This window comes from Streptomyces soli (assembly GCF_003999195.1).
Lineage (GTDB): Bacteria > Actinomycetota > Actinomycetes > Streptomycetales > Streptomycetaceae > Actinacidiphila > Actinacidiphila soli.
Window position 1 is genome coordinate 18,138 of the sequence record NZ_RJVR01000293.1, and the last position, 13,139, is coordinate 31,276.

A 13,139-nucleotide genomic window follows, 5' to 3' on the forward strand; every position below is an offset into this window, starting at 1 on the left:
CGTCGCGGAGGTTCTGCCAATGCCGTTGGACACGTGGCTGGTCTGGCCGTCGCGGGAGGCGCTGTCGCGGGAGGCGCGGACGGGTGCCCGGCGGGCTCTCGCCTGGCTGACACGGATACTGACCCTGGGCGGTCTGTTGTGGGCCGCGATCGCGGACGCCGAGGTTCGTGGCTGGACCTCCGTCGGACTCGTGGCCGGGGGGCTGTGCGGCTACGGCGCGGCGGGGGCCGTGCTGTGGGGGTATTTCCGGACGACGCTGGAGCACCGGCTGTGGCCGTCCGTCGGTCTCCTGGCGGCGCTGGTCGGCGGGGGCTTCGTGGCCCATACCGCGGGCAGCGGCTTCGGCGCGGCAGCGCTGTGGTTCGGCAGCGTCATCGTCGCCATGGGACGCCTCCCGCTCTTCGCCGCGCTGCCGATGGCTGTGGTGGCGCTCACGGCCTACGGTGCGCTGCAGGGCAGCGACAACGCGCTGACCGGCGTCATGACCTCGGCCGGGATCGTCCTCGTGGGTTATGTGAGCCGGCTGGACTCGGAGGCCAGGGGCAACACCCAGCGACTCCTGGTCCAGGAACGGGCTGCCCGGAAAGCGGAGGCGGAGAGCGCGGCGCTGGCCGAGCGGGCGCGGATCGCGCGGGAGATCCATGACGTACTGGCGCACAGCCTGTCGGCGCAGGCGGTGCATCTGGAGGCGGCCCGGATGCTGATCGAGCGGGGCGCCGAGCGCGAGGAGGTGCTGCGCAGGGTGGTCGACGCGCGCCGGATGGCACGCGAGGGGCTGGCCGAGACCCGGCAGGCTCTGTCGGCGCTGCGCGGTGAGATGGCTCCCGTCGAGGAGTTCCTGCGGGAGCTGGTCTCCATCGAGGGCGCAGGGTTGGAGCTGGCGGGGGAGAGCCGGGCGCTGCCGGCTGAGGCCGGGCTCGCGGTGCGGCGGGTGGCGCAGGAGGCGATGACGAACGTACGCAAGCACGCGCCGGGCGCGCAGGTCGACCTGCGGCTGGAGTACCGGCCGCGGGAAGTGGAGCTGGTGGTGCGGGACTCGGGCGGGAGGCGGCCTGTGGATAACTCTCTGGAGGTGTCGGGCGCCGGTTACGGTCTTCGGGGGATGCGGGAGCGCGCCGAGCTGCTGGGCGGCGCGCTGGACGCCGGACCGGCTGAGGAGGGTTTCGTGGTGCGCCTGAGGGTGCCCGTATGACGCGGGTGTTGGTCGCGGACGACCAGACGGTGGTGCGTGAAGGGATCGTGATGCTGCTGGGGCTGCTGCCGGGCATCGAGGTGGTGGGCGCGGCGGCGGACGGGGAGGAGGCGGTGCGGCTGGTCGGCGAGCTCGGGCCCGAGGTTGTGCTGATGGATCTGCGGATGCCGCGCTGTGACGGCGTGGAGGCCACCCGCCGGATCCGGGCGGAGTATCCGGGCACACAGGTGGTCGTCCTGACCACGTATGCCGATGACAACTCGCTGTTCCCGGCGCTGCGGGCGGGGGCGCGCGGATATCTGACCAAGGACGCCGGGGGCGACGAGATCGTGCGGGCGATCAAGGCCGTCGTGGCGGGCGAGGCCGGACTCGCGCCGCAGGTGCAACGGCGGCTGCTGGAGCGGCTGTCGGCGCAGGGGGTGGAGGCGGCTGAGGGTCCGGACGTTCCTGAGGTGCTGGAGCTGCCCGACGGGCTGACGGTTCGTGAGGCCGAGGTGCTGGCGCTGGTCGCACAGGGACTGTCGAACTCCGAGATCGCCTCGCGGCTGTATGTGAGCGTCACGACGGTCAAGACCCACATCAACAATCTCTTCGCCAAGACGGGGGCACGCGACCGGGCGCAGGCCGTGAAATATGCCTATCAGCACGGCATCACCGACGGCGTCACCTAATGGGGTGAACCTTTCGGCTTGATGTCTCCGGATCTTCCCGATCTGTCCATGCTGGGGCGCACGGTCAGAGCGAGGAGAGTCTGTGAACGAGCACGACGGGACCGGGCCGGGAGCGCTCCGGATGGACGATCCGTGGTACGCCGTCCCGGTCGCCGGGGAGTGGCAGCAGGAGGCCGACGTCCAGGCTCCTGTGAGCCACGAGGAGCCCGGCCGTGAGGACCGTACGGCGGTGTATCTGGAGGTCCAGCACAGCGCCGCCTTCCAGGAGGCGCGAGGCCGGTACCGGCGGTTTGTGTTTCCCGCGGCGGCCGCCTTTCTCGCCTGGTATCTGCTCTATGTCGTGCTGGCGACGACGGCGCCCGGGCTGATGGCTCGTCCGGTGGCCGGGGAGCTGAACGTCGCGATGGTGGCGGGACTGGCGCAGTTCGCCTCAACGTTTTTGCTGACCTGGGCGTACGCGCGGCACGCGCGGCTGCGCCGGGACCGTGCCGCGCTGGATCTGCGCTGGGACACGCAGGAGCGTATGCGGTGACGGGCAATCATCAGGGGCTGGCACTCGTCCTCTTCACCGTCTTCGTCTCCGTCACCCTCGCGATCACGGCGTGGGCTGGGCGGCGGCGCAGCTCGTCGGTGGAGTTCTTCGCGGGCGGCAGGCTCTTCTCGCCCTTGGAGAACGGTTTCGCCATCACCGGCGACTACATCTCCGCCGGTTCGCTGCTGGGGGTCTCCGGTCTGGTGGCCCTGGTGGGATACGACGGGGTGCTGTACTGCGTGGGGTTCCTCGTGGGGTTCCTCGTGGTGCTCATGCTGATCGCCGAACTGGTCCGTAACTGCGGGCGGTTCACCATTGCCGACGTAGTTGCCGTCCGGATGCGTCAGCGGCCTGCGCGGATCGCGCTCGGCACGTCGTCGGTCATCGTGTCGGTGATCTACCTGGTCGCGCAGATGGTGGGGGCCGGGAGCCTGGTGGCCCTGCTGCTCGGCGGGCAGGGAGCGGCCGTCCGCACCTGGACGGTGATCGGCGTCGGAGGACTGATGGTCTTCTACGTCTCCTTCGGCGGGATGCGGGCCACGACCTGGATCCAGATCGTCAAGGCCGTTCTGCTGATGGCCGGGTCGGTCGCGCTCACTGTGCTCGTCCTGGTGCGGTTCCACGGTGACCTCGGCGGCCTGTTGCGCTCGGCGGCGGCCGGCAGCGGCCACGGCAAGGACTTCCTCGCGCCCGGCCTGAAATACGGCGGGACCTGGACCGCCCGCCTGGACTTCATGAGCCTGGGCCTCGCGCTGGTGCTGGGCACGGCCGGGCTGCCGCACATCCTGTCCCGCTTCTACACGGTGCCGACCGCGCGTTCGGCCCGCCGGTCGGTGGTGTGGGCGATCGGGCTGATCGGCTCCTTCTACCTGATGACGATCGTGCTCGGCTTCGCGGCCGCCGCGGTGGTCGGCTCCGACTCCGTGCGCAGCTCCAATCAGGCCGGGAACACCGCGGTGCCGCTGCTCGCCCTGGACCTGGGAGGCGGGGCGGGGACAACCGGAGGAACGGTTCTGTTCGCCGTGGTCGGAGCGGTGGCCTTCGCCACCATCCTCGCCGTCGTCGCGGGGATCACCCTGGCGTCCTCGGCCTCGGTGGCCCACGACCTGTATGCGACGGTGCGCCGCCGCAGCGGCAGCCGGCGCCGCTCCAAGGAGTCCAAGGAGCAGGAGGAGGTGAAGGTGGCCCGGGTCGCGGCCTTCGGCATCGGCGCAGTGGCGATCGTGCTGAGCCTGTACGCGCAGGGTCAGAACGTCGCCTTCCTAGTGGGCCTGGCCTTCGCCGTGGCGGCGTCCGCCAACCTCCCGGCACTGCTCTACACGCTTTTCTGGCGGCGGTTCACCACCCGGGGCACGCTCTGGGCGGTCTACGGCGGCCTGGGCCCCGCGGTGCTGCTCGTGATCCTGTCGCCGGTGGTTTCCGGCAGCCCTGACGCGCTCTTCCCCGGGGTCGACTTCCATCTCTTCCCGCTGCAGAACCCCGGCCTGGTCTCCATCCCGCTCGGCTTCCTGGCGGGCTGGCTCGGCACGGTCCTGTCGCCCGAGCCCGCCGACGAGGGCAAGCACGCCGAGGCGGAGGTCCGTTCGCTGACGGGTGCCGGGGCCGTCTGACGTATCCCTGACGGCGCCCGTTCCACGTGGCGGAATGCCCGCCTTGCCGCCGCCGCGCCCCCGCTCCGATGCTGTGCCGACAGCGCAGAGGGCGGGAGCCGTTGGTCATGCAACTGCCGTCATTACCAGCGTCATTGCGCCGTCGGGACGGTAAGCCGTCGCCGGTACGGCACCAGATCGACACCGACCCGCCGAGCCTGGCCGCAACTTCCCCGTCACTCTCGGCCTGACCGGCCCCCTCGCCTCGCTCGCCGGGCATCTGCGGCGGCCTGCGGCTCGACCGCATCTCGCCGGTCGTCTGCGCAGCCGCGCGGGCGCTGTCGTATCAGCTGGCGCGCGCCCAGGCGTAGCGGTGTTCGGGGCGGCCGGTGTCGCCGTACTTGAGGGTGAGGCTGATGCGGCCCGCGCTCTCCAAGTACTTGAGGTAGCGCTGGGCGGTGGAGCGGCTGAGCCCGGCCCGTTCGGCGACCTCGTGGGCCGACAGCGGGTGGTCGGCCTCGTTGAGGACGCGGCGGATGAGGTCGGCGGTCGGCGCGGAGTGGCCCTTGGGCAGCCCGGCGGCGGGTGAGGTCTCCGGGGTGCGCAGCGCGCCGAAGATGCGGTCGACCTGCTCCTGGCCCGCCTCGCCCCGGCCGCCGCCGACGCCGTCGAGGGTGCGGCGCAGCGCGGCGTAGCCGTCGAGCTTGGCCCGCAGGCCGCCGAAGCTGAACGGCTTGACCAGATACTGCAGGGCGCCGTAGCGCATCGCGGTCTGCACGGTCGCGACATCACGGGCCGCCGTCACCATGATCACGTCGGCCGTGTGGCCGAGCTGCCGCATCCGCCGCACCAGGGTCAGCCCGGTCTCGTCCGGCAGGTAGTGGTCGAGCAGGACCAGGTCGACATGGACCCGCTCCAGGGTGGCCAGCGCCTGCGCGGCGGTGTGGGCGCGGGCGGTGACCCGGAAGCCGGGAACCTTGGCCACGTACGCGGCATTGATTTCGGCGACGCGGAAGTCGTCGTCCACGACCAGGACGTCGATCATCGTGACTCTCCCCCTGGGATTGCGGTCATTGCGGTCAGTTCACGGACGGCCAGTGCCTCCGGCAGGACGACGGTGAACACCGCGCCGCCGCCCGCCCTGGCGGTGACCCGGGCCATGCCGCCGTACCGCTCGGCGAGCCGGCGCACCAGGGCGAGCCCGAGGCCCCGGCCGCGGTGCGCGGGGGACTGCTTGGTGGTCCAGCCCTCGGCGAAGATCCGCTCGCGCATCTCGGGCGACACCCCGGGGCCGTTGTCGCTGACCCGCAGCACTGCGGTGGTGCCCTCGGCGAGCAGTTCGACCTCGACGAAGGAGGCGACGTCCAGCGCGTTGTCGATGAGATTGCCCAGGACGGTCACCAGGTCGCGCGGGTCCACCACCTGGTCGGGCAGCAGCGTCCCGGGGGAGATCCGCAGGGACACGCCGCGCTCCGCCGCGATGGCCGACTTGCCGACCAGCAGCGCCGACAGCAGCGGGTCATGGACCCGTTCGGCGACCTGCTCGGCCGAGGCCCGGTGGCCGTCGGCGACCTCGGCGACGAAGTCCACGGCCTCGTCGTGCAGGCCGAGTTCGAGCAGCCCGAGCAGGGTGTGCAGGCGGTTGGCGTGCTCGTGGTCCTGGGCGCGCAGCGCGTCGAGCAGGCCGTGCGTGGAGTCCAGTTCCCGGCCGAGCAGTTCGAGCTCGGTCCGGTCGCGCAGGGTGGCCACCGCCCCGCCGTCGCCGGTCGGCATGCGGTTGGCGACCAGTACGCGGCCGCCGCTGACGGTCAGCAGGTCGGCGCCGTCGACCCGGCCGGCCAGCACGTCGGTCGTACGGCCCGGGGGCAGCACGTCGTCCAGGGCGCGGCCGGTGGCCTCCGGGCCCAGGCCCAGCAGCCGCTGCGCCTCGTCGTTGAGCAGCCGGATGCAGCCGTAGCGGTCGAGGGCGACGACTCCTTCGCGGATGCCGTGCAGCATGGCCTCGCGCTCATCGAGCAGTGCCGAGATGTCGGCGAAGGCCAGCCCGTGGGTCCGCCGTTGCAGCCGCCGGGAGACCCCGAAGGCGGCGAGCACACCGACGGCCAGCGCGGCGCCCGCGTAGAGCAGCAGGCTGGGCAGGGTGGCCATGAGGCTCTCGTGGACGCTGTCGTACGCGATGCCCACCGAGACGGCGCCGACGATGCTGCCCTCGTCGTCACGGAGCGGGACCTTGGCGCGGGCCGAGCGGCCCAGGGTGCCGCGGTCGATCTGCATGATGTCCTGGCCGGCCAGGGCCACGCTGGGGTCGGTGGAGACGTGCCTGCCGATCTGGGTCGTCTCGGTGTGCGACCAGCGGACCCCGTTGGTGTCCATGACGACGATGTAGAGCGCGCCGGTGGCCCGCCGGATCCGCTCGGCCTTGACCTGGACCGCGCCGGCCGGGGTCGGCTCGGTGCTGGTCAGGTCGTACGCGAGGCTGGGTTCGGCGGCGGTGGTCTGGGCGATGGACAGTGCCTGGCGCATCGCCTGGTCGTCGAGCTGGGCGCTGAGCGTGGCGAGGAAGAGCCCGGTGGCCAGCATGATCACCCCGGTGGTGATGGCCAGCTGCACCAGCAGGACCTGGGCGAAAACACGGCGGGGCCATCGGATCCGCATGCCTTCGCTCCTGCCTTCCGCCGTTCCTCCGCGTCGCGGAAGGGGCTGCTCCGTTTTGCCTCGCTGTGAACGCAACGTAAACGCCCGTGGGGGTATTGCCCAGCCCTCGTATCGCTTTCGTTGTCGTGGCGCGAGCAAAACGAGCAGAACGGAGGGTTGTGGGCAGAAGCCGGAGTTGTGATCGCAAGGCTGCCGCTGTGGTCCGGGCCACATCTAGCGTCCCGCTCCATGAACAGCCAAACGAGCCCCGCCATCGAGCTGCGGGGGGCGAGCAAAGCGTTCCGGACTCCGTCGGGGGCGCTCCACACCGCCGTACGAGATCTGGATCTGACCGTCGGCCGCGGCGAGTTCGTCGCGGTGGTCGGTCCCACCGGATGCGGCAAGTCGACGACCCTGACCCTGGTCAGCGGTCTGGAGGAGCCCACCGAGGGCGAGGTGCTGGTGGCCGGCGAGCCGGTCCGGGGCATCGGCGACAAGGTCGGCTTCGTCTTCCAGCAGGACGCGGTCTTCCCCTGGCGGACCGTGTTGTCCAACGTGATGGCAGGGCCGCGTTTCCGTGGTGTACCGAAGGCCGAGGCGAAGGAGCGGGCCCGCGAATGGCTCGCCCGGGTCGGCCTGAGCTCCTTCGAGGACCGCTACCCGCACCAGCTGTCCGGCGGCATGCGCAAGCGCGTCGCGCTGGCGGCCACCTTCGTCAACGACCCCGAGATCCTGCTCATGGACGAGCCCTTCTCGGCGCTCGACGTGCAGACCCGGGCCCTGATGTCGGACGAGCTGCTCGAGCTGTGGGCCGGGACCGGCGCCTCCGTCGTCTTCGTCACGCACGACCTGGAGGAGTCCATCGCGCTCGCCGACAAGGTCGTGGTCATGACCGCGGGTCCGGCGACCGTCAAGGAGGTCTTCGAGATCGACCTGCCCCGGCCGCGCAAGGTCGAGCAGGTGCGGATGGAGCCCCGGTTCATCGAGATCTATCGCGAGATCTGGTCCTCGCTCGGCGAAGAGGTCCGGATCACCCGTGAGAGGGGTGCCGTCAATGTCGCCTGAGACCGTCACGGCTCCGGCCGCCTCCCCGGTCAAGACCGAGCGTACGCAGGCCAGGGCGCGGGCCGCCCGCAACCGCAAGTACCTCGTCCTCGCCAGCCGGGTCGCCCTGCTCTTCGCCGTACTCGGCCTGTGGGAGTGGCTCGCCCGGGCCGCCGTCATCGACCCCTTCAACTTCTCGATGCCGTCGAAGATCTGGGACCAGATCCACACCTGGGTCGTGGACGGCACCGCCCAAGGATCCCTCTGGGAGCAGATCTGGTACACGCTCTACGAGGCCCTGCTCGGCTGGATCATCGGTGTGGTCGCGGGCGTGCTCCTGGGCATCGCGCTCGGCCGGATCCGCTTCCTCGCCGATGTGCTGGGGCCCTACATCAAGGTGCTCAACGCGCTGCCGCGTATCGTGCTCGCGCCGATCTTCCTCATCTGGTTCGGCCTCGGGCCGGCCTCGAAGGTCGCCTCCGCGGTGGTCCTGGTCTTCTTCCCGGTCTTCTTCAACGCCTTCCAAGGTGCCAGGGAGGTGGACCGCAACCTCGTCGCCAACTCCCGCATCCTCGGTGCCAGCAACCGGCAGGTCACCTTCCAGGTGGTGATTCCCTCGGCCACGTCGTGGATCTTCACCAGCCTGCACGTGAGCTTCGGCTTCGCGCTCATCGGCGCCATCGTCGGCGAGTACATCGGCGCCACCAAGGGGCTCGGTCTGCTGGTCGCCGCCTCGCAGGGCACCTTCAACGCCGCCGGCGTGTACGCGGCCATGGCGATTCTCGCGGTCGTCGCCCTGCTCGCCGAAGGGTTGCTCACCTTCCTCGAGAAGCGGCTCTTCCGCTGGAAGCCGGCCGAATCCGGCGCCGACCGCTGACCCGTACCTCTTTCGTACCTCTTTCGTACCTCAACTTTCACACGGATCCACTTCACAAGGACGTGAACCAGATGCGCAGAATCGCCAAGATCTCGGCCGCCGCCGTCGTCGGAGCGCTCGCCCTTTCCACGCTCACCGCGTGCGGCGACTCCTCCGCCTCCGCCTCCGGGGGCAAGGGTGGCAAGGTCAAGATCATGGTCGGCGGGCTCGACAAGGTCATCTACCTGCCCGCGATGCTCACCCAGCAGCTCGGCTACTTCAAGGCCGAGGGCGTGGACGTCCAGCTCCTCACCGAGCCGGCCGGCGTCCAGGCCGAGACGGCCCTGGTCTCCGGCGATGTGCAGGGCACCGTCGGCTTCTACGACCACACCCTCGACCTGCAGGTCAAGGGCAAGCAGGTCGAGTCGGTCGTGCAGTTCTCGCAGGCTCCGGGCGAGGTCGAGATCGTCTCCAACCAGGCGGCCGCTGACATCGCCGATCCCAAGGACTTCAAGGGCAAGAAGCTCGGCGTCACGGGCATCGGCTCGTCGACCGACTTCCTCACGAAGTACCTGGCGGTCAACAGCGGTGTGCAGACGAGCGAGTTCACGCCCGTCGCGGTCGGCGCCGGCCAGACCTTCATCTCGGCGCTCCAGCAGGGCTCCATCCAGGGCGGCATGACCACCGACCCGACGGTCGCCACGATCCTGGACAAGAAGCTCGGCAAGGTGCTCATCGACATGCGCACCCCGGAGGGCTCGAAGGCCGCTCTGGGCGGGCTGTACCCGTCCTCCAGCCTCTACATGCAGACCGAGTGGGTCAACAGCCACAAGGACACCGTGCAGAAGCTCGCCAACGCCTTCGTCAAGACCCTGAACTGGATGTCCACGCACAGCGCGGCCGAGATCGCCGCCAAGATGCCGGCCGACTACGCGCAGGGCGGCGGCAAGGACCTCTACGCCCAGGCCATCAAGAGCACCCTGCCGATGTTCACGACGGACGGCGTCATGCCGGCCGACGGCCCGGCGACCGTGGAGCGGGTCCTGAAGTCCTTCAACCCGAACCTGAAGAACGCCAAGGTCGACCTCAGCAAGACCTACACCACCGAGTTCGTCAAGAACGCCGGCTGACCGCGCGCACGCCGGTCACCTTCATACGGACCGGCGTCATCAGAGCCGCCCCGCAACTCTCCGGCCGGGGCGGCTCCGCCGCGACCTGGACCACGTCGACGTCCCACTGCCGGCCGTCCACATGCGTCACGCGGGTGCCCTCCACGGTGAGCGCGTCCGCCCGGTCCTCCCCGGTCAGCGCCCGTACGGCCAGATCCGCCGCCTGCCCCGGCCGGTCGTACGCCGACCTGCCCCGGCACCCGTCCAGGACGACGCGGCCGTCGCGGGCGGCGGCCAGAACCGCCTCGGCCCGGTCCGGATCGAGCCGGCCATTGGCGTAGCCGTACGGCAGCACCAGCATCGTCGGCGCGAAGCGGTGCCCCCCGAGATGCGTGGTCTCCCAGACCTTGCCCCGGCCCGCGCCCGCCGCCAACTCCGCGGCCAGCGGCCTTCCGTACAACGCGCAGCAGCGGTCCCGCTTGCCATTGGTGCACACGAAGGCCAGCGGCTCGCCCTCGTACGGCTCCCCCTGCTCGGCCGGCGCCGTCAGATCCCACCCGAGCAGCTTGCCCGGATCGTCCACCACCGCCGTCCGCACCCACGACGCCCCGGCCAGGTACACCCGCCGCCGCTGCGGTTCATGGCCGTCCGCATGCCGCCCCGGCCGCCGGATCAGCCCCACCCGCACATCCGCCTCCGCCGCCAACTTCTCCAGCGCCCGCCCCACATCCGGGTCCATATGGCTGGCCCTCAGCGCCTTGGCGCCCCACGGCCCCGGCTGCTCCACCAGCAGCCAGGTCCGGGCGGTGGCCGCCGTCGCGGCAATGGGCTCGCCCAGCTCGGCGGAGGCGGCGGTGCACGTGCTCATGCGCGGAGCCTAACGCCCACGCCTCTGACAATAGGTTTGCGCACCGATGCAAACGGCTTGCAGAAGTTGTCGTATGCTTGCGCACATGACGCGACGGCTTGCCGAGGTAGCGAAGAAGGTCGGGGTCAGCGAGGCCACCGTCAGCCGAGTGCTGAACGGGAAGCCGGGGGTGTCGGAGGGGACACGCCAGGCGGTGCTGACGGCGCTCGATGTGCTGGGGTATGAGCGGCCGACGCAGTTGCGGGGGGAGCGGGCGCGGTTGGTGGGGTTGGTGCTGCCGGAGCTGCAGAACCCGATCTTCCCGGCGTTCGCAGATGTGGTGGGCGGGGCGCTGGCGCAGCAGGGGCTGACGGCGGTGCTGTGCACGCAGACGGCGGGTGGGGTGTCGGAGGCTGACTACGTCGAGCTGTTGCTCCAGCACCACGTGTCCGGGGTGGTGTTCGCCGGCGGGCTGTACGCGCAGGCGGACGCGCCGCACGATCACTACCGGATGCTCGCGGGGCGTAATCTGCCGGTCGTGCTGATGAACGCGGCCATCGAGGATCTGGGATTCCCCCGGATCTCCTGTGACGACTCGGTGGCCGTCGAGCAGGCGTGGCGCCATCTGGCCTCGCTCGGACATGAGCGGATCGGTCTGCTGCTGGGGCCGTTGGACCATGTGCCGTCGCAGCGCAAGCTCGCCGCCGCGCGTGCCGTGGCCGCGGCGGCGGGGGCGGATCTGCCGCAGGAGCGGGTGGGCCGGGCGATGTTCACGCTCGAGGGCGGTCAGGCGGCGGCGGCGAAGCTGTGGGAGCGCGGGGTGACGGGGATCATCTGCGCGAACGACCCGATGGCGCTCGGCGCCGTACGGGCCGCGCGACGGCAGGGGTTGTCGGTGCCCGGTGACGTATCGATCGTAGGATTCGACGATTCGGCGTTCATGACGTGCACGGAACCGCCGTTGACGACGGTGCGCCAGCCGATCGAGGCGATGGGGCGGGCCGCCGTGGAACTCCTCGCGCTGCAGATCTCGGGCAAGGCGGTCGCTCCGGACGAGTTGCTGTACGAACCCGAGCTGGTTGTGCGCGGGACCACGGGGCCCGCCCGCCGCTGAGCTGCACCAGCCGGTCAATCTTTTGCGGAATCTGCGCGACATCTTGCGGGCTTCTGTCGTGAGTGCTTGAGTGTGCGGCGCCCCCGCTGCGCACAGCCGCGGGCCTTCACACGCTCATGCTCGAAGGGGACCACCGATGAGAAGCTCCTGGTTGCGCCCTCCCCGCCGCTACGCCGCGGCTGTCCTCGTATCCGCACTCGCCCTGACCACGGTCGCGGCCTGCGGTACGAGCAGCAGCGGCGGCGGCGACAACTCAGGTGGCGGAGGCTCGGCCGACGCGTCCACCCCCCTGGACCCGAAGACCAAGGTGACGCTCACGATCGACTGCATGCCGCCAGCCACCAAGAAGCCGGAGCTCAAAGAGTGGAATGAGGATGTGGCGGCGTTCAACAAGAAGTACCCGAACGTCACCATCCAGGGCAGGTCGACGCCCGGCCAGTGTGAGGAGCCGGCCCGCTTCACCGCTGCCATCAAGGCGCACTCCCAGCCGGATGTCTTCTACACCTACTTCACCGACCTCCAGCAGGTGCTGGACAACAACGGCGCCGAGGACATCTCGGCGTACGTCACCGACAAGACCGTCCCCGCCCTCGGCGACATCGACCCCAACGTGCTGGGCGTCCTCAAGCAGGACGGCAAGCTCTACGGCCTGCCCACCAGCAACTACCGCATGGGCCTGCTGATCAACCGCAAGCTCTTCACCCAGGCCGGGCTCGACCCCAACAACCCGCCGACGACCTGGGACGAGGTCCGCACCGACGCCAAGGCCATCGCCAAGCTCGGCAACGGCATCGCCGGTTACGGCGACTACAGCGCGGCCAACACCGGCGGCTGGCACTTCACCGCCGCCATGTACGGCCTCGGCGGAGACGTCGTCTCCTCCGACGGCACCAAGGCCGCCTTCAACGACGACCTGGGCAAGCAGATCGTCGACAATCTGCACGCCATGCGCTGGGACGACAACAGCATGGGCCAGACCCAGCTGCTCAAGTGGGGTGACCTGCAGAAGCAGATGGCGACCGACAAGCTCGGAATGTTCCTCGCCGCCCCCGACGACATCACCTACATGGTCCAGCAACTCAACGCGAAGTACGAGAACTTCGGCATGGGACCGATTCCCGGCGGCAAGGCGACGCTCTTCGGCGGCAACGACTACATGATCAAGAAGGGCAGCTCGCCCGACAAGATCAAGGCCGCCATCGCCTGGCTGAACTTCGAGACCCTCACCCCCGGCAAGGGCACGTTCGACTACTCCCGCCGCAAGGCGGACGGCCTGCCCGTCGGCCTGCCCCAGCCGGCCTTCCTCACCGGCGCGAGCAAGACGAAGGACGACGAACTCAAGGCCGCGAGCGCGACCATGCCGGTCGAGAACTTCAAGGTCTTCATGGACAACCCCGTCCCCGGCAAGTCAGAGCCCCCGAAGGCCCAGGAGATCTACAAGGTGCTGGACAATGTGATGTCCGGTGTGCTCACCAACAAGAACGCCGACCCGGGCAAGCTGCTCTCCGACGCGGAGAAGCAGGTCAACCAGGTCCTGGCGAACGGCTGACG

The 13,139-nt window shown here is 70.1% G+C and carries 12 protein-coding genes; 9 read left to right on the plus strand and 3 right to left on the minus strand.

Annotated elements, in window-relative coordinates; all coding sequences use genetic code 11:
• Window positions 1-19: 19 nt before the first annotated feature.
• From EFK10_RS32495 to EFK10_RS32510, 4 genes are all read left to right on the plus strand, one after another.
• Window positions 20-1,192 carry a sensor histidine kinase gene (locus EFK10_RS32495; protein WP_127359240.1) on the plus strand — a complete coding sequence of 391 codons (1,173 nt, stop codon included), beginning with the start codon at window positions 20-22 and terminating at the stop codon, window positions 1,190-1,192.
• On the plus strand, window positions 1,189-1,863 hold the full coding sequence (locus tag EFK10_RS32500) for a response regulator transcription factor (RefSeq protein ID WP_127359241.1): 675 nt from the start codon (window positions 1,189-1,191) through the stop codon (window positions 1,861-1,863). The genes EFK10_RS32495 and EFK10_RS32500 overlap by 4 nt, the downstream gene beginning before the upstream one ends.
• Before the next feature lie 82 nt (window positions 1,864-1,945).
• Window positions 1,946-2,395 carry a DUF485 domain-containing protein gene (locus tag EFK10_RS32505; protein WP_127359242.1) on the plus strand — a complete coding sequence of 150 codons (450 nt, stop codon included), beginning with the start codon at window positions 1,946-1,948 and terminating at the stop codon, window positions 2,393-2,395.
• The gene (locus EFK10_RS32510) at window positions 2,392-4,005 is read left to right on the plus strand and encodes a solute symporter family protein (protein WP_127359243.1); all 1,614 of its coding nucleotides are present in this window, start codon (window positions 2,392-2,394) and stop codon (window positions 4,003-4,005) included. Before EFK10_RS32505 ends, EFK10_RS32510 begins: the two co-directional genes overlap by 4 nt.
• Before the next feature lie 325 nt (window positions 4,006-4,330).
• Here EFK10_RS32510 and EFK10_RS32515 read toward each other — a convergent pair whose 3' ends face one another.
• Window positions 4,331-5,029, minus strand: a complete 699-nt coding sequence (locus tag EFK10_RS32515; RefSeq protein WP_127359244.1) for a response regulator — start codon at window positions 5,027-5,029, stop codon at window positions 4,331-4,333.
• Complete coding sequence (locus EFK10_RS32520; protein ID WP_127359245.1) at window positions 5,026-6,639, minus strand: sensor histidine kinase; 1,614 nt, start codon at window positions 6,637-6,639, stop codon at window positions 5,026-5,028. The genes EFK10_RS32515 and EFK10_RS32520 overlap by 4 nt, the downstream gene beginning before the upstream one ends.
• A gap of 228 nt (window positions 6,640-6,867) precedes the next feature.
• Here EFK10_RS32520 and EFK10_RS32525 point away from each other — a divergent pair, with 228 nt between their 5' ends.
• The 3 genes from EFK10_RS32525 (at window position 6,868) to EFK10_RS32535 (ending at window position 9,648) form a co-directional block, all read left to right on the plus strand.
• Window positions 6,868-7,683: an ABC transporter ATP-binding protein gene (locus EFK10_RS32525; protein ID WP_127359246.1), complete on the plus strand. Its 816-nt coding sequence runs from the start codon at window positions 6,868-6,870 to the stop codon at window positions 7,681-7,683.
• Window positions 7,673-8,539, plus strand: a complete 867-nt coding sequence (locus EFK10_RS32530) for an ABC transporter permease (protein ID WP_127359247.1) — start codon at window positions 7,673-7,675, stop codon at window positions 8,537-8,539. Before EFK10_RS32525 ends, EFK10_RS32530 begins: the two co-directional genes overlap by 11 nt.
• Window positions 8,540-8,610: 71 nt before the next feature.
• The gene (locus tag EFK10_RS32535; protein WP_127359248.1) at window positions 8,611-9,648 is read left to right on the plus strand and encodes an ABC transporter substrate-binding protein; all 1,038 of its coding nucleotides are present in this window, start codon (window positions 8,611-8,613) and stop codon (window positions 9,646-9,648) included.
• Here EFK10_RS32535 and EFK10_RS32540 read toward each other — a convergent pair.
• On the minus strand, window positions 9,632-10,495 hold the full coding sequence (locus tag EFK10_RS32540; protein WP_127359249.1) for a sucrase ferredoxin: 864 nt from the start codon (window positions 10,493-10,495) through the stop codon (window positions 9,632-9,634). The genes EFK10_RS32535 and EFK10_RS32540 overlap by 17 nt on opposite strands.
• A gap of 85 nt (window positions 10,496-10,580) precedes the next feature.
• On the opposite strand from EFK10_RS32540, the gene EFK10_RS32545 reads away from it, so the two are divergent.
• Window positions 10,581-11,588, plus strand: coding sequence for a LacI family DNA-binding transcriptional regulator (locus tag EFK10_RS32545; protein ID WP_127359250.1), 1,008 nt, complete (start codon window positions 10,581-10,583; stop codon window positions 11,586-11,588).
• Between the two features lie 136 nt (window positions 11,589-11,724).
• On the plus strand, window positions 11,725-13,137 hold the full coding sequence (locus tag EFK10_RS32550) for an extracellular solute-binding protein (protein ID WP_127359251.1): 1,413 nt from the start codon (window positions 11,725-11,727) through the stop codon (window positions 13,135-13,137).
• Window positions 13,138-13,139: the final 2 nt, after the last annotated feature.

Excerpts from the sequence above, each read along its gene's own strand:
- EFK10_RS32515 (WP_127359244.1), bottom strand. The coding sequence starts at position 5,029 with ATGATCGACGTCCTGGTCGTGGACGACGACTTCCGCGTCGCCGAAATC.
- EFK10_RS32500 (WP_127359241.1), top strand. The coding sequence starts at position 1,189 with ATGACGCGGGTGTTGGTCGCGGACGACCAGACGGTGGTGCGTGAAGGG.
- EFK10_RS32520 (WP_127359245.1), bottom strand. The coding sequence starts at position 6,639 with ATGCGGATCCGATGGCCCCGCCGTGTTTTCGCCCAGGTCCTGCTGGTG.
- EFK10_RS32540 (WP_127359249.1), bottom strand. The coding sequence starts at position 10,495 with ATGAGCACGTGCACCGCCGCCTCCGCCGAGCTGGGCGAGCCCATTGCC.
- EFK10_RS32535 (WP_127359248.1), top strand. The coding sequence starts at position 8,611 with ATGCGCAGAATCGCCAAGATCTCGGCCGCCGCCGTCGTCGGAGCGCTC.
- EFK10_RS32525 (WP_127359246.1), top strand. The coding sequence starts at position 6,868 with ATGAACAGCCAAACGAGCCCCGCCATCGAGCTGCGGGGGGCGAGCAAA.
- EFK10_RS32545 (WP_127359250.1), top strand. The coding sequence starts at position 10,581 with ATGACGCGACGGCTTGCCGAGGTAGCGAAGAAGGTCGGGGTCAGCGAG.
- EFK10_RS32495 (WP_127359240.1), top strand. The coding sequence starts at position 20 with ATGCCGTTGGACACGTGGCTGGTCTGGCCGTCGCGGGAGGCGCTGTCG.
- EFK10_RS32550 (WP_127359251.1), top strand. The coding sequence starts at position 11,725 with ATGAGAAGCTCCTGGTTGCGCCCTCCCCGCCGCTACGCCGCGGCTGTC.
- EFK10_RS32530 (WP_127359247.1), top strand. The coding sequence starts at position 7,673 with ATGTCGCCTGAGACCGTCACGGCTCCGGCCGCCTCCCCGGTCAAGACC.